This is a genomic window from Xenorhabdus sp. SGI240 (genome assembly GCF_040081915.1).
In the GTDB taxonomy this organism is placed as follows: Bacteria; Pseudomonadota; Gammaproteobacteria; order Enterobacterales; family Enterobacteriaceae; genus Xenorhabdus; species Xenorhabdus bakwenae.
In genome coordinates, this window is record NZ_JBEBMB010000022.1 from 17,491 (window position 1) to 42,605 (window position 25,115).

Consider the following 25,115-nt stretch of genomic DNA (forward strand, 5'->3'; position numbering starts at 1 on the left):
ACGCATCTTGAAGTTGGATTGGTATACACATTATATGACATACAAATCAAGGTATTCGTTTACCGGAATGTCTCTCAATGACATCAGGTCAAGAGATACCGCTAAAATTTTTTGTTGCTGCTCTTGCGGGAAGCGACGCGCCAGATTGGTTTTGAATTTCTCCTCTAATAGCGGAATGCCCTCTTTGCGGCGACGGGCGTGTCCAAGCGGGAATTCGATTTTAACTTCGTCCGGTTGGGTGCCATCGGTGAATGTCAACGTCAGCGCATTGGCGATGGCGCGTTTTTCGGGATCGTGATAATCACGGGTAAAATCGGGGTCTTCGACGCAGACTATTTTTTCCCGCAAGGCGTCAATGCGTGGATCGGCCGCGATATCATCTTCATAATCCGCCGCCGTCAGACGACCAAAAATCAGTGCAATAGCAACCATATATTGAATGCAGTGATCCCTGTCGGCGGGATTATTCAATGGTCCTCGTTTATCAATGATCCTGATACAGGCTTCGTGGGTGCGTATTGTGATGTGAGCAATATCTTCAATGCCCTTGCCGCGCTCTTTCAGTTGCTGATGTAAGATCATAGCCGCTTCTACCGCAGTTTGTGAATGGAATTCTGCCGGGAAAGCGATTTTGAACAGCACATTTTCCATCACATAAGAGCCATAAGGGCGCTGGAATTTGAAGGGCTGACCATTGAACAGGACGTCATAAAACCCCCAAGTTTTGGTCGTCAATACGGAGGGATAGCCCATTTCGCCTGTTTGGGCTATCAACGCCAGACGTACGGCACGGGAAGTTGCATCTCCCGCCGCCCAGGATTTGCGAGAGCCGGTATTGGGGGCATGGCGGTAAGTTCTCAAGGATTGTCCGTCAACCCAGGCTAATGAAACCGCACTTAATATTTCTTCCCGTTTCAGCCCCAGCATTTGGGCAACAACCGCCGTAGATGCCACTTTGACTAAAACGACATGATCCAATCCGACTTTATTGAAAGCATTTTCTAATGCCAGACAGCCTTGAATTTCATGCGCCTTAATCATCGCTGTCAGAATATCCCACATGGTGAGTGGTTTTTCTCCGTGGGCAAGCGCATTTCTGGACAACCAGTCGGCGGTGGCAAGTATTCCGCCAAGATTATCAGAAGGATGTCCCCATTCGGCCGCCAGCCAGGTGTCATTGAAATCAAGCCAGCGGATCATGGCTCCAATGTTGAATGCAGCCTGAACAGGATCGAGCTGAAATTGAGTTCCGGGTACACGCGCGCCATTAAGCACCGTTGTGCCCGGCGCAATTGGCCCTAATAACTTTGTACAGGCGGGATATTCCAGCGCTTCCAGTCCACAACCCAAAGTATCTATCAGGCAGTGGTGGGCTGTGGCGTAAGCAATTGGGGATGTAATGGTGTAGTCCATGACATAATCCACAATATCTACAATCACCTGATCGTAATCAGGACGGTTGTTAACAACAGAGGTAGACATAATTAATCCTTAAATCGAATTATTAACGTTGTTCAATCGGTATAAATGCCAAATTTTCAGGGCCAATATAGTTAGCGGATGGACGGATAATTTTGTTATCAATACGTTGTTCAATAATGTGAGCGGCCCAACCGGAAGTACGGGCAATCACAAACAGCGGGGTAAACATGGCAGTAGGGACTCCCATCATGTGATAGGAAACCGCAGAGAACCAATCGAGATTCGGGAACATTTTCTTGTTATCCCACATTATGGATTCAATCCGATCCGCAATGTCATACATCTGAGGCGCCCCTGCTTCCTGAGACAGTTGCCGGGAAATTTCTTTAATCACTTTATGGCGGGGATCGGAAACAGTATAAACCGGATGACCAAAACCCATGATGACTTCTTTTCTCTCCAAACGGGCCAGAATATCGGCCTCGGCTTGCGCGGGAGTGTCATAACGTTGCTGGATTTCAAATGAAACTTCATTGGCCCCGCCATGTTTTGGTCCCCGCAGGGCACCAATCCCCCCGATAATGGCAGAGTAAATATCTGATCCAGTACCCGCAATGACCCGGCTGGTAAAGGTAGAAGCATTAAATTCATGCTCGGCGTACAGGATAAGGGAAGTCTGCATGGCTTTTTCCCATGATCCCTGTGGTTTTTGACCATGCAAGAGATGGAGAAAGTGTCCGCCAATGGAATCATCATCGGTTTCAACTTCAATGCGGCGGCCATGATGGCTGTAGTGATACCAATAAAGCAGTATTGAACTGAGCGAGGCGAGTAAGCAATCAGCAATATCGCGGGCACCCGCCAGGTTGTGATCTTCTTTTTCTGGCAAAGTACAACCCAGTACAGAAACACCAGTACGCATGACATCCATAGGATGCGCCATCGCAGGCAGTGCTTCCAAGGCGGCTTTAACGCTGCCGGGCAGGCCCCGCAAGTATTTCAATTTGTTTTTGTAGGCAGTTAATTCTGCACGGGAGGGAAGCTTGTCGTGGATGAGAAGATAAGCGACCTCTTCAAATTCACAATGGGCGGCCAAATCGAGAATATCATAGCCACGGTAATGTAACTCATTGCCATTTTTGCCAACGGTACAGAGCGCCGTATTGCCTGCCGTAACACCGGACAGTGCAACTGATTTTTTGGGTTTGATGGGTGTAGATTCAGAGACTCCCGCTGTCGTATTCTGCTTACTCATAAGTATCACCTCTGCTATTTTTCTGGGAAAACAGGGCATCCAGTTTTCGTTCAAAATCGTAGTAGTTGATGCTTTCATAAAGTTCATTACGGGTTTGCATCATATTGATGACATTTTTCTGGGTGCCATCCCGACGCAAAGTGGTATAGACCTGTTCGGCCGCCTTATTCATCGCCCGAAATGCCGATAGAGGGTAAAGGGCAATGGCGACGTTTACGCGCCTTAATTCTTCGATTGTAAAGAGCGGCGTAGCACCGAACTCGGTAATATTCGCTAAAACGGGAACCTGCGTTCTGGACGCGAATTCCTGATACATAGGCAGCTCTGTGATTGCTTCAGGGAACAGCATATCGGCACCCGCTGCGATATAAGCTGCGGCCCTGTCCAGTGCGGCATCTAACCCTTCTACGGCCAGTGCATCTGTGCGGGCCATAATGACAAAATTCTCATCAGTGCGGGCATCAACGGCAGCCTTGATACGGTCTACCATCTCCTGTCTGGAGACAATTTCTTTATTTGGACGATGGCCACAACGTTTAGCACCGACCTGATCTTCAATATGGACACCTGCAGCCCCTGCTTTAATAATAGAACGAATTGTGCGGGCGACATTAAACGCTGAGGAACCGAATCCAATATCGGCATCGACAAGCAGCGGTAAGTCACAGACATCAGTAATGCGGCGGACATCAATCAACACATCATCCAGCGTAGAGATCCCCAAATCGGGTAGCCCCAGTGAACCTGCGGAAACCCCACCGCCTGAAAGGTAAATCGCCTTGTAACCTGCCTGTTTTGCCATCAATGCATGGTTTGCATTGATGGTTCCGACGACTTGTAGCGGAGATTCGTCCTTTATTGCCTGACGAAAAGCTAAACCAGCGGAAGAAAATGCCATATACAACCCCATTGTTACTAAAATGAAACCGATCTGTGTTTGATTGTTACTATGGAAATGTTTATAGCAAGGTTTATGCCAATACTTTAAAAGCGGGAAAGTGAACCCGCAGGGATATAACAATCGTATTGTTTTTATTATCTAAATTAATTGGATGAATAGGTTTTGGTTGATGGGTGGTTACTGTTTAGCTATTGGCTATAATGTATATTTGTTTCATCTTGAATCAAATATGTTTCATTTTTGTTTCATGTTTTGGCGGTGAAACAGTATACAAGAAATGGGGGAGGAGATATGGCATCAGCACACTCAGGGGAACGTGATAACAACAAACCCGTGATTTGGACAGTCTCTGTTTCCAGGCTGTTTGATCTTTTTCGTGATATTACACCGGAATTTGATCATCAAGCTGATATCACACCGATTCAGTTGGGTTTTGAACGGGCGGTTCAACATATTCGCAAACGGCTAGAAACCGAGCATTGTGATGCTGTGATTTGCGCTGGGTCTAATGGAGCCTATTTAAAAAGCCGTTTATCCGTGCCGATGATTATTGCTAAAGCCAGCGGATTTGATGTTATGCAGGCATTGGCGCGTGCCCGACAAATCAGTTCCCGAATGGGGGTGATTACCTACCAGAATACGTTGCCTGCATTAGAAGAATTTCAGCAGCGTTTCAATTTGCGCATTGAACAACGCAGTTATGTCACAGAGGAAGATGCCAGGGCGCAGGTTAATGCTTTGAAAGCGATGGGCATCAAAGTGATTGTCGGGGCAGGATTGATTACCGATCTTGCTTATGAAGCTGGGTTAGTGGGGGTTTTTGTCTATTCAGCGGATTCGATTCGGCAGGCATTTCGGGATGCTTTAGATATGGCCCGGATGAGCAAACTGAATCAGGCTGTGATTTCGCCTTATCCTACAGAAGATAAACTACGCACACGGCATACAATCAACGATATCAGAGGCAATTCTGTTGCGGTAGAACAGGTGCGCAATACAATTATGCTGTACTCCCGTTCAACGGCAACAGTGTTAATTCAGGGAGAAAGCGGTACGGGAAAAGAGTTGGTGGCACAGGCTATTCATCATGAATATACCTTGCGGTATGGGCAACTCGCGGGTAAGCATCCACGGCCGTTTGTGGCGGTTAACTGTGGCGCGATTACTGAGTCTTTGCTGGAGGCTGAACTGTTTGGCTATGAAGAAGGCGCTTTCACTGGTTCACGACGTGGCGGGCGTGCGGGGTTATTTGAAATTGCACATAGGGGGACGTTATTTCTGGATGAAATCGGTGAAATGCCGTTGCCTTTGCAAACGCGGTTATTAAGGGTATTGGAGGAAAAATCGGTTGTCAGGGTGGGTGGATATCGCCCGATTGCTGTCGAGGTGCGGATCATCTGTGCGACGCATTGTGATTTGGATACCTGGGTCAGGGAAGGGCGTTTTCGGGCAGATTTGTTCTACCGTTTGAGTGTATTGCGGATCAACATACCTGCCTTAAGGGAGAGGGGAGATGATATTGGTTTGTTGGCGATAGCGTACTTACAACGGGCTTTTGCGGTACTTAACTTACCCGTTTCTGCATTGAGAATACAAGAGCTTGCTGGGTGTCATGACGTGTTGCACGTCTATCATTGGCCGGGCAATGTGCGTGAATTACGTAACTTAATGGAACGGATAGCGCTCTATTTAAGTGCACATCCAGAACAGGCGTTAACCTCTGCATTGATATTATCACTGTCACCTGAGCGCCAGATTGGCACCAATACTATTAGCAGTATGAAATCCGCTCAAATTGCGTCCCCTTCTTTTATTGAAAACACGTCTTCAGTACACGATATTTCAGTACATGAGATTGTGGCGCGGTTTTCAGGTAATCGGCGTGCGGCAGCGGAATATCTGGGCATTAGCCGCACGACGCTATGGCGGAAGTTAAAGAAGGAGCAGGAAAAAGTTAAGTAGAAACAGTTTCCCCGTTTTTATCATGCTAATCGGCTATTTTAATTGTTAGACAATGAATGCTCATTAGATCTTGTTTGCTAACAGATGTGCATATCGTTTTATATCAATATTTCCGCCACTCAAGATAATTCCGATACGTTGCCCTTGCAATTGTTCCCGCATTGCTTTTGCCGCAGCAAATCCCAAACAACCGGTAGGCTCGACAAGGGTTTTCATTCGCTCTGCCAAAAAGTACATGGCATCAATTAATTGATCATCTGACGCAGTAAGAATATCTTGGACAAGGTGGCGAATGATGGCAAACGTGTGTTGCCCTAAGTGCTGTGTTTGGGCACCATCTGCAATGGTTTTTGGGGTGTCTATATGAACTATTTCACCTTTTTTAAAAGATTGCTGACCGTCATTACCGGCTGCCGGCTCGACACCAAAAACCTGACATGTAGGGGATAAGTGAGCAGCGGCAAGCGCAGAGCCAGATAATAATCCCCCACCGCCAAGGGGTATAAACAGAGCATCCAACTCGCCGATTTCTTCAAATAGCTCCTTAGCTGCGGTGCCTTGACCTGCAATGATATGGGGATGATCGAAAGGTGGAATGAGTGTCATACCGTGTTTTTCCGCCAGTTGCCGGCCGATTTCTTCACGATTTTCAGTATATCTGTCATAAAAAACGACTTTACCACCATAACCTTTTGTTGCTGTTATCTTAGCCTGAGGAGCATCGTGTGGCATGACAATGGTGGCTGAAATATTCAGTAATTTAGCTGCCAGCGCAATTGCCTGTGCATGATTGCCGGATGAAAAAGCAATAACCCCTGCTTTTTTCTGTTCATCATTAAACTGGGATAGCGCATTCATGGCTCCGCGGAATTTGAATGCTCCCATTTTTTGATAGTTTTCACATTTGAAATAGACTGTAGCGTCAAAGAGTTTATTGACAGTTGTTGATGTGAATACAGGCGTCTTATTGATATAGGGTTTAATACGAGAATGTGCTGCATGGATATGATTATAATCGGGAATAAACTTCATTATTTTAGTCTCCTTTGCCCAGTAACGTATCTCAAATATTATTGAATACCTTGATAATAAGAAGACAATACAATCACAATATTGTGGTTAATACTGGGATGGCTGTATCATTATGGCATCTTAGAATCTATATATTCCTGAGGCATCCAGCCTGCTTCCCCTGAGTCTTTATATGCCCAATACCAACCATTTAATACTCGGCCCAGATACAGATATTCTCCCGCTTTTACTGTTAACTCGTGAGCGGTGTAATCTTCCTTACATATTGCGTTATCAGGATAAATGAGATCCAGAATTTGTTGAGGAACCCAGCCACTGACATTTAAAGAGTTTGTAGTCCAAATCCAGTAAGGGTACTCAATATCGCTATGGCTGATCGAAACAATATCTCCAGCTTGTAATTTGATCGGATTTGGATAAGCGCTAACATAATCGTGTATAACAATACCTTTTCTCATTATTTTTTACTCTTCACTGATAATTATGATTAGGATATTACAACTCAAAGATACAGAAATAATTATGTGCTATACCAACGGGTTGGATACATGACCGTTAATTCGTAGTCATTCAGACATAGCAATATCCAATAGGCACTCTTGCAACAGTGACAATACTTCATCACTGTGCCCAGTGCGTTGCATCATAATGATCGCCCCTTCGACAAGTAAAGCAAATTTCTGCGCCAGACGTTTTCCGTTAAGTTTTGGGGGTAGAGAAGACGCAATTACCTGTTCCATTTGCTTTTTATGCGCCTGAATAAGAGGAATAACTTGTGGTTGTTCCTTTCCTATTTCGATGACTGTATTGATGAATGCACACCCTCTGAATTCATTAGAGTTGAACCATTCAGCTAATGTTTTTGTCAGAGCTTCAGTCGGTGAGCTAGAACGATTTATGTTAGCCTGGAGAGATCCTCTAAACCACTGAATCCACTGTTCATGGCGATAATCAAGAAAGGCCAGTATCAGGTCATTTTTGGATGGAAAGTGGCGATAGAACGTGACTTTCGTTACCTCAGATTCCTTAATGATGCGGTCAATGCCTGTAGCTCGTATACCATCACGGTAAAACAACATGTGGGCTGCTTTTAGTATGCGCTCACGAGCTTTGGATACTTTTTTACTCATAATCCCTTATCTCCTCATGCAATTATTATTTATGTGGACAGACCAGCCCGCTTAATTTACTGTGTGTAGACAGATCTGTCTACATGCAATAAGGAAACTATTATGGAAATAAGGCAACCTGTACCTCCATTCACATTTGAAACTGCTGAATTGAAGGTCCGTCTGGCAGAAGACGCTTGGAACACCCGGAATCCAGAGAAGGTCGCGCAAGTGTATACAAAAGATACATTCTGGCGTAACCGTACTGAATTTGTGGAAGGACGTGAAGCCGTTGTCAATTTTTTGACACACAAATGGAATAGGGAGATTGATTACCGTCTTATCAAAGAGTTATGGGCATTTGATGAAAATCGTATTGCTGTACGCTTTGCTTATGAATGGCATGATGACTCAGATAATTGGTTCCGTAGTTTTGGCAATGAAAACTGGGAGTTTACTGGACAAGGTTTAATGACACGTCGTTTCGCATGTATCAATGATATGCCAATCAAGGAGACGGAAAGGCTTTTTTACTGGCCATTAGGGCGTCGTCCTGATGAACATAAGGGACTAAGTGAATATGGCTTATGAACTAATAAAAATTGTTTTGCAAGGTAAGAAATTATCAGAATGATGTTCCTCAATGGGCATTGAGCGAGAAAGACAGGGGCGGATCAGATTGCCCCTGATATCCAGAGTAGGATGTTTTAGATTGAGTTGTGACTAATACAATTAATATCCGATAGCTATATATTGTACTTGTGAACTTGACCAGTTTCCAAGTGAGTCGTGAACAACAATTAAGAATTCTTCTTTTGATCTAATTTCAGCAGATATGCCTTGCCCCCACTGATCTCCTCTAACATAACTACCAGTTACAACAAAACACTTATTTTTAAATGGAATTGGAAATTTTCGTAAGTCCGTATTTCTTATTCCACCGTTCACAACTCCCCATTGAATAATTAGTCCACCAGGGAGCGTTTGATAACCCGATTCACTAAGTTTTGATTCAAAACTGTTCATATCCGGTATCTGGTCTGATCCATTTCCTACAGTTCTATAAACCAATTCTGATAAGCCAAGATTCTTCACAAATTCTGCTTTATCAGGAATATCCGCACCGTTCTGATCCTTAGACAAGCGAGTATTGGCATTCTCATTTGCATTACTGGCATTTTGATTAGCTGTATTTGCTAAATCGTATGCTATTTTTACTGCTTTTGGTGTTGCGGCATTAGTTTCGCTATCACTACTAATGTCATTGCTTAGGGTAACAAGTCCTTTATCTTGCAGTGTTGCATAAGGATGATTCCGGCTTTGAGCATGATTTTGAATTAAATCTTTTACATACTTTCGAGTTGGTACTATGACAAATTCATCTTCTTCTAAGGTTGGTGTATTAGGTTGGTTATATTTAGTTTTCATATTTACTCCCTTGTTTAATTAATAAGTTTAGTGCTAGGTAACATGAATGCAGTGGATTATTTCTTCACCTGTGAATATCAATAAAATAAGTTAATCAATATTGGAGAGTCAGTTTTGACTCAGCTCCGTTAGAAAATTGCATATGTTTTGATGATAGGATGGCATAAAAAAGTCAGTGAATAATTAATAAAGTTTATTTTTATTCTGACAAAATTATATAAATAAGGTATTTTGATTGCACATTTGTAAAAAATCCCTCGCATATAATCAATTTATTCAACTATTATCACGTATTAATCTATTTCGATGAGTGGTTTTTTTATGTGATAAAGTCGATATTTCACATCCTTTAACCTATTGATAGATAGTATTTATAACATAGTGCAGTTGGGGGGCATATTAAATCTCTTTAGTCGCTTGCTGAGTTTTGAGTTACGTTGATTAGAGAGGATTATTTATACTGAAATCGGATAGGTGAATAACTTGGATGATATAGAAGTTATCATTTCAGTACTCCATTAATGATGAAGTAATAATAATTTTATTTTTGAGTGATTTCATCAAAAGGGGGCGATATGAAAGTATTATTTAATATAATTTTGATAGCGTTATCTTTAATCATACAGCCAGCTTTGGCTTGGCAAGATTATGACATAAGATTTGTGAATGAATGGTTATCTAAAAGTCTTAACGTGCCTTTTAAACCAGGTTCTGTTGACGTTTATTATTTGTCTAAAATAAATGACTCGTGTATAGCAGCTATTCCTAACCCACTAAATTTCAAGCTTGATGAATCAACTCCAGAACATCGTGTGCGTGTTCAGGATATTAACTCCAGTACGACGTGTGTAGGGAGGCAAAAAAAGATAATTTGGGCGGTGAGCACGAAAAAATATCCTGCCAGCCTAGACTTTGGCGCTTGTTTTGTGCAATGGAGTGTCACTTACTATTGCGATAGCAGCCAAGATCAGAGAACCAAGAATCTTTTTCTTCATTGACGACCCCCTTGTACGTAAGGAAATTGAACTTAAATTTCAATGCCAAAATCACACTACCTATCTATGGGTTAAACCTTATCATCGTATGGTATGCTTCCCAAAACCACAGATAAACAAAAATAATTCTCATTTTTATTTGCCTTTTTTGATTTCTCAGGTGACTTATTACTTTGAAAATATTTCACTTGATCATATTTCAGGAAATTTATGGCAAATAATAGTCAAAAATTAGAAAAACGCCCAATCGCTACCATGATTCAGAAAATTTTAACAGGGACATTAGTATTGGGAGCGGCATTCTCTAGCGCGGTTTACGCGACCGAAGACCCCAAAGAGCAAAAGCCGGAAAAGCAAAATGAGGTAATGAAATTACCCACCCTTTCCGTTGTCGAAAGTTTACATAACAGCACCAGCGCGGGAAGTTCAGTACTTAAAAAGGCAGATATTGACCGCACTCAGGCCGATAATGTTGCTCAGTTACTCGACCAGCTTCCCGGTGTTTCAATGTCAGGCTCTCCGCGTCCTGGTGGGCAAACACTGAATATCTGGGGAATGGGCGATCAGGAAGATATCAAAGTCACATTGGACGATGCACCCAAAGGGTTCGAGAAATATCGTCAGGGTTCTATCTTTATTGAGCCTGAGTTAATCAAACGGGTAGAGGTTGATAAAGGGCCACACAATTTACTCAACGGTAATGGCGGATTTGGTGGTTCAGTCAAACTTGTAACAAAAGAGGCGAACGATTTGCTGCGCCCTGATGAGGATTGGGGTGGCTTTGTCAAACAAAGCTATCACACCAATGACAGACAATCGATCAGTAGTGGTGCAATATACGGCAGGGATCCTGACGGCTTTGCTGATGGGTTGCTTTATGTGAGCAAGCGCGATGGGCACAATATTAAACGCCCTGATGGCACACATTTTGAGTTTTCACAAAACAACCAAACATCTTATTTGTTGAAAACCAATTTTTATCCCAGTGATGCCCATACGATTAGCTTGTCCGCTATGCGATCTGAATCAGATGGCTGGCAGCCTTGGGCAGCCAAACGAAAAAAAATGAGTGTACCTTCAGTCTACGATATAAAAAAATATGGTTTGGATGAGGCATGGAAAAGGAAGCTCGTTTTTCGTCATCAAATCGATCAGAACTACACTGCCAAATGGAATATCGCACCAGAGAACAATCCTTGGTTGAACCTGACGATGATTTATGCTTATTCAAAAACTGAGCAAAATGACCATCGGCCAGAAGATGTTACAGCTAATTATAGCTCCTCTATAGGAAATAAAAGCTGGGTTGATTACACCGATCATCTGGTTGATATCAACAATAAAAGCGCATTCTCAACAGGTATCATTGAACATGAGTTACTGGTGGGAACCCGTTGGCATAAAAACGAACGCAATGTACTGATGTTCGATAAAAGCAAAATCAAGAACAAAAACTACAACTATGGTTATTATCAACCGGGTTATATGCCTGCTGGAGATCAATTCACTTACAGCTTCTACATTCAAGATTCCCTGAAAATAGGCAGCGTCACCGTAACGCCTGGTGTTCGCTATGATCATGTCAGAAACAAGGGTAGAGAAAATAACGCATCCACATATAACGATAAATCGCCAGAAGTCAATCATGACTATAGTAGTGTAACCTATACCGGCTGGTCACCGCATTTAGGCATGATGTGGCAAGCCAATAAAAACCTTTCATTGTTTGCGGATATCAGCCATACATGGCGTGCACCAGTCGTTGATGAACAATATGAGGTACAAGGGTTAGGTAGTCTTAGAGGCTCCAGCCGTAATCTTGACGTTGAAAGAATGACAGGGGTACGCCTCGGGGCAATTCTCGACTTCAATAATATGATGCTTGAAGATGATAGCCTGCAAATCCGTACCACCTTATTCCGTAACCGTGGCCAAGATGAAATCTTTAAAAGACGTGGGATTTATTGTAAAGCCCAGGCCGATGGTTTAGTACCGTACTACGACTGTGAAAAACCACAAGCAAACTATCGCAACCTACCGGGATATACTATTGAGGGGCTGGAGATAGAAACCTTCTACGATAGCCGCACATTATTCGGAAAACTGTCTTTCTCTACTCTGCGTGGCCAGCGTGATGCCTCTCCACGTGATCCGTGGATAGGACATAAAACCTGGATTGCGGACATTCCTCCAACTTCTGCACACGCTATGCTAGGGTTCAAAATTCCACAATGGCAGATGGTGATGGGTTGGAAAGGGGAATTTATTCGTAAACAAGATCGCTCACTTTTAGATGACGATCCAGCAGCCAGTGATTGGTCATATCATAAAAGTAAGGGCTACGCCCTGCACGGCCTGTTTGCAAGCTGGCGTCCTGATTTTATAAAAGGGTTTGAAGCACGAGTCACTATCGATAACCTGTTCAACCGTGATTACTATCCGTACTTAGGAGATGAGGTTTCAGGTATCGGCCGGAATTACAAATTCAGTATTTCACAACAATTCTAACTGACACTGAGTCACCCAACCCCTAACCCTCTTACCTAAAGAGGGTTAGGTTTCCAAACGCTGCATTGACTTCTGCCCATCAAATACAAATAATAACTATTATCAGTTATATCCTATCAGGCAATATCATTATGGCGGTGCAAAAAAGCACATTTAAGCACAATCAAATCACCCAAAAACTCTATGCCGATTACCATCACTGGTTATGCAACTGGATCAGACACAACAGTGCTTGTCCCAATCAAGCTGAAGATCTCGTCCATGAGGTTTTCATCAAATTGATGCAATCTTCGGATCTTGAAAATATCCACCAGCCAAGAGCATTTTTAATGACGATAGCACGCAGAACGCTCTCCAATTACTGGCGCAGGAAAAAACTGGAAGACCATTATCGGGAATATGTCAGTGAACAGCCTAAAATCTCAGCCAATTCTTCTGAGAATCAACTTCTGCTGTTAGAACAGTTAGAAAAGGTAGATAAGACACTGGATGAACTTCCGACAAAAGTCCGACAAACATTTCTGCTCATTCAACTCCAGGGCCTGCGTTATAAAGAGGTTGCGGAACATTTGGAGATCTCAACAAGCTCGGTGAAAAATTATTTGCAGCAAGCTCACAGGGAATGTCACCTTTTTGATGCACATTGAACAGCCATATTGTCATTTTCAGAAGACGACTGTACCAATTGATAGGGCTTAAAGCTGAATGTGCGTATGACTTCTGAAAATGACAGCCGCTTTTTTCTATCAACTGACTGCATAAAAATCAATCGGAACACTTTTGTTCGCGTGCGCTCTATTAATGTGACAGAACCGTGATTATTTCCCCGCATCGAGAGCAATAATTAGAAACAGATGCCTATTGTAATGCCTGGGATTCCTATCTCCCCGCATCGTGGGAGATAATCAGCCACTATTATCTAGCTAAGTGAGACTTGAAGGATAAGATGTATTCATTCAATAAAATTTACAACTATAGGTGGATATTATTATGACTACGCAGACAACATCAAAATATGATTCTGTAACTAAATTTATGAAAAGTTATGAATTAAACAATCTTGAAGAATATTATGCAGTAGGTGGTTTTGAAAACATAGAAAACAAAAATGGAGAGATTGAGATTTTTTTTAAAGGCGGCGGTATTCATATCGACAATATAATTAACCTTTGTCCAGATATTAATAATGATAGTGGGTACACTAGTAAGCCACTTTCTCTTGAAAGCGATATGGATTGGTCTCCTTCTATGAAACATGCATATACGACTACATTTGACAATGGAAGAATTGCTTTGTTTTCTATATATGGAAATGGTATAAATTATATTTATGAAAATGTAAATACAGAAAAAGAACGTTGGAGTTCAGTTAAAACCTTCCCCTTCCCTTATGACATTGAGAAAACTAATATCGATGATATGCAGGTGAAATGTATTAGATCGGATAATGAAAATATAGAAGGAGAACGGATATATATTCTTTTAGTATTGAATGGTAAAAACGATCCTAACATAACAGTGTCATTGTTTGATAACCCTGCTGTCGAAGATAATAGCCCACATACAGTATTGGTTCTTGCTAATAAGGAAAAGTTATATAATAAAAAACAAAGAGATTGTACTAATTTGATATTAACAGGTAATACTACAAAAACAGCAGCTATAGATTATATAGTATATAATCATAAATACCAAAGAAAGCACTTTGCATATAATAGATATACATTTCATGATGAAAGTTTCACAGTAAAAAACTATGATGATATAGATGGTGATTTTGAAAGTGACATTATTAAAATAGATGAATTAACTATCATATATGCCCGTGAAAAGTTAGAAGAAAAAATGAGATCCTACTGTAATATTTCTACAGAAGATTTTCATCAGTATATAATTTCATTGAATCTCGATAAGGAAAATGTATCTATACGTAAAATTTTCTCTAATCAATCAATAGATAAAAATATAACTATAAAGGAAAAAGAAATTGTAAATTTCAAACCATCAGTAGATGGAAATACACACACACATATATTTATTAAATACAATCCTGAAAAAAGTTCTGGCGAAAATAAATCTGAACTATACCATATAGAGGAATACGAGAAATCACCTAGTGGTTGGAGTAATCCCATCATGATTAACCAAAGTGTCATGGAGTACAACCCTATTTCTACTGAATCAGGTGAAATAAATGTTTTTCTTGTTGATATGAATTCTGATAAAAATGTTTATATTCGTTCAATGTGGTCACATAATAATGACCAATGGATCAATAGTAATATAACACCAGGAAGCAAAAAAGTTATAAAAGAGTTATCTGTTTATAGCTCAGAAATTAGTGTGAAAGATAAATTTGGGATCTTATTAATTAATGAACCCGTAGAGATATCATCCTCAGCCCAAACGAAGCTAATTATTAATGGTAGTACGTATTTCGTTGAAGAAGATCAGAAAATATCAATCAAAACGAATATGCGAGGCATTTTTACGATTACACAACCCGCTGAAAATTTAGGCGTAACAGCACTGTCATTTACACTGCCCCAACGTGATCCTTCCCCTATCGCAATTCGCCAATATGCTGATGTAAAAGATCGGCTATCTAAATTGACGGCTCAAGAGTTAAAAGGCGCCAAGGATAGTAAAGGAAATCTTCTTGTGCCTGATCTTTCTACAGATAACGCAGAAAGTATAGTGAGCAGCGTCAAAAAATGTATGGAAATGGCGGATACCGTACCTAAGCTACGACGTACATTGAAAAAAGAACCTCATGTTGGAAAATATCTCACTGAAACATTACTTCAACTAGAAACATTACAGGTACCTAAGCAATATCAATCATGGATGCTTGATTTAAGTAACAGTACGCCTATTTATAGAGAATTGAATAAAGACGTTCACCAAAAGGAAATAGCTAATGTATTGAATCGTGGCATAATAGAATGGTTTGGTTGTATAGGAGATTTTATTAAAAATGCAATAAATAACATCATAGACGTTGTTAAAATTATAGTATATTCCACTCCCGATGGATTTAAAGCTATAATCCATTTTGTTGAGGATGGCATTGAAAAATTTTTCACAGCAGTAATAAAAGTGGCTATTGATGCTATGAATATAGCATCTGTAGTATTTAATTATATCAAACTAACAGTTGATAAACTCATTGAATGGATTGGGTTTGTTTTTGATTGGGATGATATACTTAGGACTAAGGAGGCTATTTCTCATATTCTATCTCTACAAAAAGAATTTCTCACAAAATCTACTGGAAAAGTAAATAATTATGTTGATAATAAATTTATTCACCTCCAAAACGAGGTTAACCAGAGTTTCGATAATTGTATTAATACATATAAAGGTAAAAGTATTAAAGATGGTTATACTCAATTTCAATCACTTAAAAATAGTTACGCACCTAAAGATATGGATAAGGCTTTGGCCAACAATCCATTAATCGATTATCTCTCTAACCCAAATAGTCATAATGAATTATCGAAATCATTAAATGTAGTTCAGTCCCGGTTTATTTCTATTGACGACGACGATGGTAGCCAAATAAAATACGTTGGAGAGAAGATAGAGGCATATGCTGATGATTTTGAAGATTCTGATGATATGAACGCTTTGAAAGCTCTATTTCATGACAGTGAAAACACTGAGACATTCCTTTCAAAAAGAATAGAAGATATACTTGAAATTTTAAAAAACATAACGAATTCAGCAATAAAAAAAATAACAAAGTTAGTTGATTCAATAATAGCATTCGTTGAAACTGCATTTTCTAAATTTGATACTATTATGAATGAGCCATTATATATTCCTTTTGTATCAGAGATGTTCAAGTTTATTACAAAATCCAAAAAAAATCCAAGTATGAATGATTTTCTGTCACTACTTATCGCTATCCCAACGACCATATTATCAAAATTAATATTACATAGAAGTCTGTTTCCTGATGAAGAAAGTGTTTTGCAGTTTAAAGCTGAAATTAATATAACTGACTTATTGAAAATATTAAATTCAATATATAATGATAATGACTCTATGGTATTAATAAAAAATACAGGGAAAACAAAGCGTAAAAAAAGAAGCACTATCAACAGCTCAGGCTTCACAGCAACCACACTCAAATGGATTAGCGCAATTTGCACTCTACTTTCAGGGATTTTTGAAGGCTTACGTTCAGCATTAGTGATGATAAAAAAATTCTATCCTAACAATACTCTACACACTAGAATAAGTAGATTTATAAAATGTTTTGCTGTAGGAATAGCTGCCATTAATGTTTGTTGCCTGTTATTTTCAGGCTCTCTAGATATTTATTCAGTTCTACTTATTGCAACGTCTCTTTTTATGCTTGTATTGTCAATTGCTTATATTTTCGCTTCTTTTTATCTAGCTGAAAGTGAAATTTATGATACAACTTTTATAGTGATAAGTTCTGTGTTTGGCGTGGTTATACTCCTTGCCACTGTATATAACATGGATCAATTAGATTGGTGGGATAGAGCACTAGGATTCATATTTGCAGCATGGCAATTACTTGATTTAGTGGCTTTGTCGAGCGCTGTGAATGCACTTGCTGCTGCGGTAGCTATTCAGTGTCTTTTAGGGGTAGTTGCTGGTGGCATTAAAATATATAAAATAGTTAAATAGTAGATCCAATAAACTTCAAGTTACCACCTGCAAGACGACACAAGGCTCTATCTCGGGCCTTGTGTCCATTTAAACAAACAACCCCGCTGTTTATCTGGCAGCAGGGCACTTGTTTTAACTGAAAATTTACTTGACGGAAAAACCGTATCAAAGAATACGATTCTTCTCCAACTGTGCTTGACGGGCGGTTTCCCTTGCCATGCGTTTTTTACGGGCGTCGCAGGGTTCAGGACAATCACACACTTTTTCTACACCGATGCTTCCCAAGCCACCACAACTTCCCTGAATACTTTTGCGCTTAAAAATATAGCCCAGCGCCATGCCAGCAAAAGCCAGCAAGAAAAAGATAAAAGTGGCAATAAAGACTTCCATCGCCTTTCCTCCTTTCTTATTTCTTCTGTAAGTATGCCTTAAAGGCCGTATTATAGCGTTCTTCAAAACCTGTTTTGGTTTTAACGATCATAAAAACCGGAATATTCAGCTTCTCAGCCACTTCCATACCCTTCTCAGGCCCTAATACATCCAAAGCGGTAGAGAAGCCATCTGCATTCATACATGTCGGCGCTATTACGGTAAGTGAGACCAAATTATGCGTTATCGGCCGGCCGGTTTTCGGGTTAATGGTGTGAGAGTAGCGCACGCCATTCTGTTCAAAATAGTTGCGGTAATCACCCGACGTTGCCACAGACATATTACCCGGTTCAATAATCTCCTGAGCGCTCTGTTCCATGCCACTATCCGATGGTTTTTCAATCGCTATCCGCCACGGATTTCCTTTGCCGTTGTTGCCCGAGGTGCGAACTTCACCACCAATATCAACCATGTAATTTTTGATATTCTGAGATTCCAGATACTCAGCGACAACATCAACACCATAGCCTTTGGCAATGGAAGAGAGATCAACATACAGTTCAGGGATGGATTTAATCAAATTATTGCCTTTAACAGACAAATTATCGATCCCCGTCCAGATACGACGCATCTCCAATTCTTCATCCGTCGGCGCTTTGGTAATCCGACCCTCCGGCCCAAATCCCCACAGATTCACCAGTGGGCCAACCGTCACATCCAGTGCACCTTCGGTCAGCTTATTGATTCGGATAGCTTCTTTGACCACTTTCGCTGTAGCGGCAGAGACCGGAAACCGTTGATTCACTTCACGGCTTTGATTAAAACGACTCAGTTCAGAATTTGGCCGATAGGTGGACATCTGATCGTTCACTTCTTCCAGCAGACGATCAATCTCTTTTTGCAGGTTTTCCGGGGCAGGGGCAGATGAATCAGCAACATATTTGATGGAATAATAAGTCCCCATCGTCTGTCCATTCAGGTTTTGCTGTTTGGTGCCATCGCATGCCGCCAGCATCATCATTGCAAACAGCAATGCCACCCAGTTGATCAATTTTTTACTCAACATAACTTACTCTTTCTGGCTTATTTTGGCTGTTTCTAAATCACAGCGCCCACAAAGATGTGGGCGCTGGTCGTTAACGCATTGTATTAAATATACCCTTTATTTTTCAAATCACAGTTGTCTTATCTGTAACCTGAAACTATCGTGGGTATATTATCAGCCACCGAAATCATCCAGCATGATGTTTTCATCTTCTACGCCAAGATCTTTCAACATCTTAATGACCGCAGCGTTCATGACTGGAGGCCCACACATATAGAATTCACAATCTTCTGGCGCTGGATGATCTTTTAAATAATTCTCATACAGGACATTGTGGATAAAGCCCGTATAGCCATCCCAGTTATCTTCCGGCAGAGCATCTGACAGAGCCACATGCCATGTGAAGTTCTCATTTTCTGCGGCCAACTGATCAAAATCTTCGGTATAGAACATTTCACGCTTAGAGCGCGCACCATACCAGAAAGAGATTTTACGCTTGGAGTTTAAACGGTTAAGCTGATCGAAAATGTGAGAACGCATTGGTGCCATCCCTGCGCCCCCACCGATGAAGATCATTTCTGCATCCGTGTCTTTCGCAAAGAATTCACCAAATGGGCCGGAGATCGTGACTTTATCACCCGCTTTCAGTGACCAAATATAAGAAGACATGATACCCGGAACAACATCTGGGTTTCTTGGTGGTGGCGTGGCAATACGCACGTTCAGCATGATAATGCCATGCTCTTCTGGATAGTTCGCCATTGAATATGCACGAACCGTCGGCTCTTTGACTTCGGAGACATAACGGAACAGATTGAATTTATCCCAATCTTCACGATATTCCTGTGGAACATCATAATCAGCATAACGGGCAACATGGGGAGGACATTCTATCTGAATGTAACCACCGGCACGGAATGGCACCACTTCCCCATCTGGAATTTTCAGCTTCAATTCTTTAATGAAAGTGGCTTTGTTATCGTTGGAGATAACTTCGCATTCCCATTTTTTAACCCCGAAAATTTCCTCCGGCAGTTCGATTTTCAGGTCTTGTTTCACATTGACCTGACATGCCAGGCGACAACCCTCTTTTGCTTCACGCTTGTTGATATGGGAAAGCTCCGTTGGCAGAATATCGCCACCACCTTCCTTAATTTTCACGCGGCACTGACCACAAGAGCCACCACCACCACAAGCAGAGGAAACGAAAATCCCCTGATTGGAAAGCATATTCAACAACTTATCACCAGCGGGAGCAGAGAAACCCTTATCCTCATCGCCATTGATTTCAACGTTAATATCCCCGGTGTTCACTAACTTAGATTTTGCGAACAAAATCATTGCCGTTAGTACCAACACAATCAGGGTAAACATGACTACGCCTAAAATGATTATATCCATGAATTCCTCTCGCCTTTAGAGCTGCACACCGGAGAAGGACATAAAGCCCAATGCCATCAAACCGGTGGTGACAAAGGTGATCCCCAATCCTTTCAGACCCGCCGGAACATCCGCATATTTCATTTTTTCACGGATAGCAGCCATCAGAACAATTGCCAGCATCCAGCCCATACCTGAACCGAAACCGTATACGATGGATTCACTGAAGTTATAGTCACGTTGTGCCATAAATGAAACGCCACCGAAAATTGCACAGTTCACTGTAATCAACGGCAAGAAAATTCCCAATGCGTTGTAAAGTGCCGGAACATAACGGTCTAAGATCATTTCCAGGATCTGTACCAATGCTGCAATGACCCCGATAAAGGTAATGAAGTTCAGGAAACTCAAATCCACCCCATCCATCAGTGCTCCATCACGGAGCACCAGATTGTAGACAAGGTTATTGGCAGGAACGGAAATTCCCAATACGACGGTGACCGCCACACCCAGGCCAAAGGCCGTCTTAACATTCTTTGATACCGCCAAAAACGTACACATACCGAGAAAGAAAGATAATGCCATATTCTCGATAAAGACTGCGCGGACAAACAAACTAATATAATGTTCCATTTTGTTTGTTACTCCTTCTCAACCTGCGCAGGTTTCAGAGTCCGCAAACCCCAAATCAGCATACCAATAATGAAAAATGCGCTCGGTGCCAGCAAGAATAAGCCATTAGGTTGATACCAACCGCCATTTTTGACAGATTCCAGCACCGTAACACCGAACAATTTTCCTGAACCAAACAGTTCACGCAAGAAACCAACCAGCAACAGAATAACGCCATAGCCCAAACCATTGCCGATACCATCCATAAAACTTTCAACGGGTGGCGCTTTCATGGCATAAGCTTCAGCACGTCCCATGACAATACAGTTCGTGATGATAAGGCCAACAAACACTGATAGCTGTTTGGAAATTTCGTAGGCATAAGCCTGCAAGATCTGGTCTACGACGATAACCAGAGATGCAATGATCGCCATCTGTACGATGATTCGCACACTGCCAGGAATATAGTTACGAATTAATGAAATGAAAAAGCTGGAAAACGCGGTGACCAAGGTAACTGCAATGGTCATGACTAACGCAGTTTCCAATTTAGTGGTCACAGCCAGCGCTGAACACACCCCCAAAACCTGCAATGCAATTGGATTATTATCAAACAGTGGCCCAAGAAGGACGCGTTTTATCTCTTTACTATCAGCCATCTTTCAAGGCTCCCTCACGTACTTTTTTCAGGAATGGGCCAAAACCGTTATCACCCAGCCAGAAATCAAACATATGCTGAACACCGTTAGAAGTCAGGGTTGCACCAGACAGCCCATCTACACCGTAAGGGTTATCACCGGCGCCGCCCCGAACAATCTTAAGTGCCGGAACACCTTGCGGGTTATAGAGTTTTTTACCAACCCACTGTTTACGCCATTGCGGGTTATCAACCTCCCCCCCCAAACCCGGAGTTTCACCATGAGAGTAATAAGTGATGCCATGAGATGTGACACCATCTATGTCAATGGAAATAAAGGCATACATCATTGACCACAGGCCAGAGCCATATATTGGCAGAACCAGCTCAGTCGTTTTACCGCTTTCATCCTTGACCAGATAGATTTCAGCCATATTGGCACGACGGCGAATTTTCGCCAGATCCAGCTCTGGTAACAAAGCAATACTGGTTTCGTCACTGCGCAGGGCATTATTCAGGTCAAAATTACCCTTGCTTTTTTTCAACGTTGCTGTTTTCAAATCAAGCAATTCAGGCTGAATACGGCTGTTATAAATTTCGTTGATTTCCGCCGTTGTCATGGCAGGTTTTAGTAAACCCGCCACATCCAGAATATTACGCTGCTTATCCAGCAACTTCTGTTCCTGCTGCTGTGCTTTCAAACCGACGGCTGAACCGGCAACCACTATCGAGCAAACAAGGCACAGCACAAAAACAACGAGGAATGTTCTGCCGATGCTATCATTATTTCTTGGTTTATCATTAGCCACGGGCTTTTCTCCGCTTAATATTGGCCTGTACGACCAGATAATCGAACAGTGGCGCGAACAGGTTAGCGAACAAAATCGCCAACATCATTCCTTCTGGGTACGCGGGGTTTACCACCCGGATCAAAATGCACATAGCCCCGATCAGGATACCGTATGCCCACTTCCCTTTATCCGTAAACGCTGCGGATACAGGATCAGTCGCCATAAAGATCATACCGAAAGCGAAGCCTCCCAGAACCATATGCCAGTACCACGGCATAGCGAACATGGGGTTAGTGCTGGAACCAATGGCATTAAACAGGTAAGACACAGCAATCATACCGATCATCACACCAGCAACGATGCGCCATGACGCAATGCGGGCAAACAGAATGATGGCACCACCGATGAAAATCATCAAAGTGGAGACTTCACCAACTGAGCCTGGAATGTTACCAATAAAAGCGTCCATCCAGGTGATTGGCTGACCGGTAATGGTATTTATCAGACCGTGGCTACCCGCTGCTGCCCATTGGGACAAAGGCGTTGCACCCGAAAAACCGTCAGCTGCAGTCCAAACCAAATCACCAGAAATCTGGGCCGGGTAAGCAAAGAACAGGAAAGCACGACCCGCCAAAGCTGGGTTCAGGAAGTTACGACCCGTACCACCAAAGATCTCTTTCGCAATCACCACGCCGAAAGTAATCCCCAAAGCCGCCTGCCACAGTGGCAATGTGGGTGGAACAATCAATGCGAACAGAATGGAGCTAACAAAGAAGCCTTCGTTAATTTCATGTTTGCGGATAATGGCAAACAAAACTTCCCAGAAGCCACCCACGACAAACACAACCGCATAAATTGGTAGGAAGTAGGTCGCTCCCAACAGCATCTTACTGCCCCATCCGGCATCTGGTGTTAATGATGCTCCAAGATACTGAGCAAGCATATAATGCCAGTCAGAAGCCAGAATCTGTTGTAAGGCATCTCCGTTATATAAATGAGTCAGCGCAGGTAGTGCCTGATTTCCGACGTTATACATGCCCCAAAACATCGCAGGGAAAACAGATAGCCACACCAGGATCATCATGCGCTTGAGATCGATGGCATCACGGACATGGGCACTTCCTTTTGTCACTGTGCCCGGCGTATAGAAAATGGTGCTCACTGCCTCATAAAGAGGATAATACTTTTCCAGTTTGCCACCGGACTCAAAGTGAGGCTCTACTTTTTCAAATAAATTTTTCAGGCCCATGAATTACCCTTCCAGCTCAATCTTAGTCAGCACTTCACGCAGTACCGGGCCGTACTCATATTTGCCGGGGCAAACATAGGTACACAAGGCCAAATCTTCTTCATCCAGCTCCAGACAACCCAGCGCCTGAGCGCTATCAGAATCACCTGCAAGCAAGTCACGCAATAGGTGAGTTGCCATGATATCCAGCGGCATGACACGCTCATAGTTGCCAATGGGCACCATAGAACGTTCCCCACCGTTTGTTGTGGTTGAGAAAGCAAAACGTTTCTTTTTCAGGAAATGGCCGATTGTGGTGCGGGTAACCGAGAACTTATTAGCGCCGGGCGCGATCCAACCAAACAGCTCTTTTTCCCGACCTTCCGCAAGGACAGAAACCAGCGTATGGAAGCGGCCAAGATAATGACGAATGTCATCTGATTTTGTACCACACAGTACGGAACCAGAAACAATACGGTTTTCACCCTCTTGCAACTGATTTTGCGTCAATTCCCGCAAATCAGCGCCTAACCGAGTACGTACCAAGCGTGGCGATTTCACCTGTGGTCCCGCCAGAGACACCACACGATCAGCGTAAAGCTCCCCCGTGGTAAACAGTTTACCGATAGCAATAACATCCTGATAACCCAGATGCCAAACCATTTTTTGGGCACTAACAGGTTCAATGAAATGAATATGAGTGCCCACCAAACCGGCTGGGTGTGGGCCAGTAAACTGGCTATAGGTGATTTGAGCGTTATTTCCCACCGTTGGAATATTGCCAGCGCCGTAACAAACGTGGATTTTCCCCTCCGTCAATCTTGACAGAATATTCAGGCCATCAACAAAAGCCTCTTCCTGAGTTGCGATAACGACGAGTGGATCAGCAGCCAGTGGCTGGGTGTCCGTTGCCGTAACGAAGATTGCCTTTGGTGTGGAACCGGAGACAGGGGTACGGCTGAAAGGACGTGTACGCAACGCTGTCCACAATCCTGACGCAAGTAGATTTTTCTCTACTTGTTCACGGCTCAGACCAGCAAGTTCAGCACGCTCATAGCGATCGAATGTGACTTTCTCATCGCCACTTACTTCAATAACAACAGATTGCAAGACACGACGTTCACCACGTCCAATAGTGACAACTTTCCCGCTTGCGGGACTCGTGAAAACAACCCCTGGATTCTTCTTATCTGCAAAAAGAATTTGCCCTTTTTTGACATGCTCACCTTCCTTAACCAGCATAGAAGGACGCATTCCGACATATTCTTCACCCAGTAAAGCCACATGGCGAATTGTCGGACCATCTTCTATAACTTGGGCAGGCGCTCCTGCTATCGGGAGGTCGAGTCCTTTTTTAATTTTAATCATAAGATTTGCACAAGTTTATCAGTTAAATCATATACTACAGATTACCTTGCGGTATTCCCGTGAGGTAATGCAGCGACTCTAGTAATACAAAAAACCTTGAGCAATATATGTCTCAAGTTATTCACTCCGATAATCGTTACAAAGTTTCTCTTAATTTTCGCCGGGGTAATTCTAACACCTCCCCCACTGACTGTCTGATTAATCAAGTGACACAGTTCAAGCAAATAAAAATAATTTCTCTGCTAAACCGTCAACCATTCGATAAAGACGAATGTTTCTATCACTTTTCTCTACATCAGGGCGATTTTCAATCAAAAATTAATTATTGCGCTGTTAATTTGAGTCTTCCCAACGGGTTCGATAAATCAAAAGGAGATTCCGGCAGGAATTTAATGGAAGCGGCAGTAAAATAACGACAATGAGTTGTTT

The 25,115-nt window shown here is 42.2% G+C and carries 22 protein-coding genes; 7 read left to right on the forward strand and 15 right to left on the reverse strand.

Annotation, left to right across the window (positions count from 1 at the left end):
* Positions 1–30: 30 nt before the first annotated feature.
* From ABLA76_RS05300 to prpB, 3 genes are read right to left on the reverse strand one after another with little or no spacing between them, the layout of a single operon-like run.
* Positions 31–1,482, reverse strand: coding sequence for a bifunctional 2-methylcitrate dehydratase/aconitate hydratase (locus ABLA76_RS05300; protein ID WP_348987145.1), 1,452 nt, complete (start codon positions 1,480–1,482; stop codon positions 31–33).
* 22 nt (positions 1,483–1,504) lie between these two features.
* Positions 1,505–2,677, reverse strand: coding sequence for a 2-methylcitrate synthase (gene prpC, locus ABLA76_RS05305; protein WP_348987146.1), 1,173 nt, complete (start codon positions 2,675–2,677; stop codon positions 1,505–1,507).
* Positions 2,670–3,575: a methylisocitrate lyase gene (gene prpB / locus ABLA76_RS05310; protein ID WP_047769673.1), complete on the reverse strand. Its 906-nt coding sequence runs from the start codon at positions 3,573–3,575 to the stop codon at positions 2,670–2,672. The genes prpC and prpB overlap by 8 nt, the downstream gene beginning before the upstream one ends.
* A 294-nt stretch (positions 3,576–3,869) precedes the next feature.
* On the opposite strand from prpB, the gene prpR reads away from it, so the two are divergent.
* The gene (gene prpR, locus ABLA76_RS05315; protein ID WP_348987147.1) at positions 3,870–5,540 is read left to right on the forward strand and encodes a propionate catabolism operon regulatory protein PrpR; all 1,671 of its coding nucleotides are present in this window, start codon (positions 3,870–3,872) and stop codon (positions 5,538–5,540) included.
* 63 nt (positions 5,541–5,603) lie between these two features.
* On the opposite strand, the gene ABLA76_RS05320 is transcribed toward prpR, so the two are convergent.
* From ABLA76_RS05320 to ABLA76_RS05330, 3 genes are all read right to left on the reverse strand, one after another.
* Positions 5,604–6,572: a threo-3-hydroxy-L-aspartate ammonia-lyase gene (locus ABLA76_RS05320; protein ID WP_348987148.1), complete on the reverse strand. Its 969-nt coding sequence runs from the start codon at positions 6,570–6,572 to the stop codon at positions 5,604–5,606.
* A gap of 110 nt (positions 6,573–6,682) precedes the next feature.
* The gene (locus tag ABLA76_RS05325; protein WP_348987149.1) at positions 6,683–7,030 is read right to left on the reverse strand and encodes an SH3 domain-containing protein; all 348 of its coding nucleotides are present in this window, start codon (positions 7,028–7,030) and stop codon (positions 6,683–6,685) included.
* Positions 7,031–7,138: 108 nt separating this feature from the next.
* On the reverse strand, positions 7,139–7,702 hold the full coding sequence (locus ABLA76_RS05330; RefSeq protein ID WP_348987150.1) for a TetR/AcrR family transcriptional regulator: 564 nt from the start codon (positions 7,700–7,702) through the stop codon (positions 7,139–7,141).
* Positions 7,703–7,804: 102 nt separating this feature from the next.
* Between ABLA76_RS05330 and ABLA76_RS05335 the strand changes: the two genes are divergently transcribed.
* The gene (locus ABLA76_RS05335) at positions 7,805–8,272 is read left to right on the forward strand and encodes a nuclear transport factor 2 family protein (RefSeq protein ID WP_348987151.1); all 468 of its coding nucleotides are present in this window, start codon (positions 7,805–7,807) and stop codon (positions 8,270–8,272) included.
* Positions 8,273–8,413: 141 nt separating this feature from the next.
* On the opposite strand, the gene ABLA76_RS05340 is transcribed toward ABLA76_RS05335, so the two are convergent.
* Complete coding sequence (locus tag ABLA76_RS05340) at positions 8,414–9,109, reverse strand: phage tail protein (protein ID WP_053014256.1); 696 nt, start codon at positions 9,107–9,109, stop codon at positions 8,414–8,416.
* Positions 9,110–9,684: 575 nt separating this feature from the next.
* Between ABLA76_RS05340 and ABLA76_RS05345 the strand changes: the two genes are divergently transcribed.
* The 4 genes from ABLA76_RS05345 (at position 9,685) to ABLA76_RS05360 (ending at position 17,274) form a co-directional block, all read left to right on the forward strand.
* Positions 9,685–10,107 (forward strand): hypothetical protein, encoded by a 423-nt coding sequence (locus ABLA76_RS05345; RefSeq protein ID WP_047769684.1) that lies wholly within the window; start codon positions 9,685–9,687, stop codon positions 10,105–10,107.
* 207 nt (positions 10,108–10,314) lie between these two features.
* The gene (locus tag ABLA76_RS05350) at positions 10,315–12,612 is read left to right on the forward strand and encodes a TonB-dependent hemoglobin/transferrin/lactoferrin family receptor (protein ID WP_348987152.1); all 2,298 of its coding nucleotides are present in this window, start codon (positions 10,315–10,317) and stop codon (positions 12,610–12,612) included.
* A 131-nt stretch (positions 12,613–12,743) separates the two neighbouring features.
* Positions 12,744–13,259 (forward strand): sigma-70 family RNA polymerase sigma factor, encoded by a 516-nt coding sequence (locus ABLA76_RS05355; RefSeq protein ID WP_348987153.1) that lies wholly within the window; start codon positions 12,744–12,746, stop codon positions 13,257–13,259.
* A 343-nt stretch (positions 13,260–13,602) separates the two neighbouring features.
* Positions 13,603–17,274, forward strand: a complete 3,672-nt coding sequence (locus ABLA76_RS05360; protein WP_348987154.1) for a hypothetical protein — start codon at positions 13,603–13,605, stop codon at positions 17,272–17,274.
* Positions 17,275–17,421: 147 nt separating this feature from the next.
* On the opposite strand, the gene nqrM is transcribed toward ABLA76_RS05360, so the two are convergent.
* The 8 genes from nqrM to ABLA76_RS05400 form a co-directional block, all read right to left on the reverse strand.
* Positions 17,422–17,646, reverse strand: a complete 225-nt coding sequence (gene nqrM / locus ABLA76_RS05365; protein ID WP_074020165.1) for a (Na+)-NQR maturation NqrM — start codon at positions 17,644–17,646, stop codon at positions 17,422–17,424.
* 16 nt (positions 17,647–17,662) lie between these two features.
* The gene (locus ABLA76_RS05370; protein ID WP_348987155.1) at positions 17,663–18,691 is read right to left on the reverse strand and encodes an FAD:protein FMN transferase; all 1,029 of its coding nucleotides are present in this window, start codon (positions 18,689–18,691) and stop codon (positions 17,663–17,665) included.
* 153 nt (positions 18,692–18,844) lie between these two features.
* Positions 18,845–20,071 carry an NADH:ubiquinone reductase (Na(+)-transporting) subunit F gene (gene nqrF / locus ABLA76_RS05375; RefSeq protein ID WP_348987156.1) on the reverse strand — a complete coding sequence of 409 codons (1,227 nt, stop codon included), beginning with the start codon at positions 20,069–20,071 and terminating at the stop codon, positions 18,845–18,847.
* Between the two features lie 15 nt (positions 20,072–20,086).
* Positions 20,087–20,683: an NADH:ubiquinone reductase (Na(+)-transporting) subunit E gene (gene nqrE, locus ABLA76_RS05380; protein ID WP_038235359.1), complete on the reverse strand. Its 597-nt coding sequence runs from the start codon at positions 20,681–20,683 to the stop codon at positions 20,087–20,089.
* Positions 20,684–20,691: 8 nt separating this feature from the next.
* On the reverse strand, positions 20,692–21,321 hold the full coding sequence (locus ABLA76_RS05385) for an NADH:ubiquinone reductase (Na(+)-transporting) subunit D (RefSeq protein ID WP_348987157.1): 630 nt from the start codon (positions 21,319–21,321) through the stop codon (positions 20,692–20,694).
* On the reverse strand, positions 21,314–22,108 hold the full coding sequence (locus tag ABLA76_RS05390) for a Na(+)-translocating NADH-quinone reductase subunit C (protein WP_348987158.1): 795 nt from the start codon (positions 22,106–22,108) through the stop codon (positions 21,314–21,316). Before ABLA76_RS05390 ends, ABLA76_RS05385 begins: the two co-directional genes overlap by 8 nt.
* Entirely contained in the window at positions 22,101–23,339 is a 1,239-nt protein-coding gene (locus ABLA76_RS05395; protein ID WP_047769698.1) for an NADH:ubiquinone reductase (Na(+)-transporting) subunit B, read from the reverse strand. Before ABLA76_RS05395 ends, ABLA76_RS05390 begins: the two co-directional genes overlap by 8 nt.
* A 3-nt stretch (positions 23,340–23,342) precedes the next feature.
* Positions 23,343–24,686 (reverse strand): Na(+)-translocating NADH-quinone reductase subunit A, encoded by a 1,344-nt coding sequence (locus ABLA76_RS05400; RefSeq protein WP_348987159.1) that lies wholly within the window; start codon positions 24,684–24,686, stop codon positions 23,343–23,345.
* Positions 24,687–24,793: 107 nt separating this feature from the next.
* Between ABLA76_RS05400 and ABLA76_RS05405 the strand changes: the two genes are divergently transcribed.
* Entirely contained in the window at positions 24,794–25,099 is a 306-nt protein-coding gene (locus ABLA76_RS05405) for a hypothetical protein (protein ID WP_047769702.1), read from the forward strand.
* The last annotated feature ends 16 nt before the right edge of the window (positions 25,100–25,115 follow it).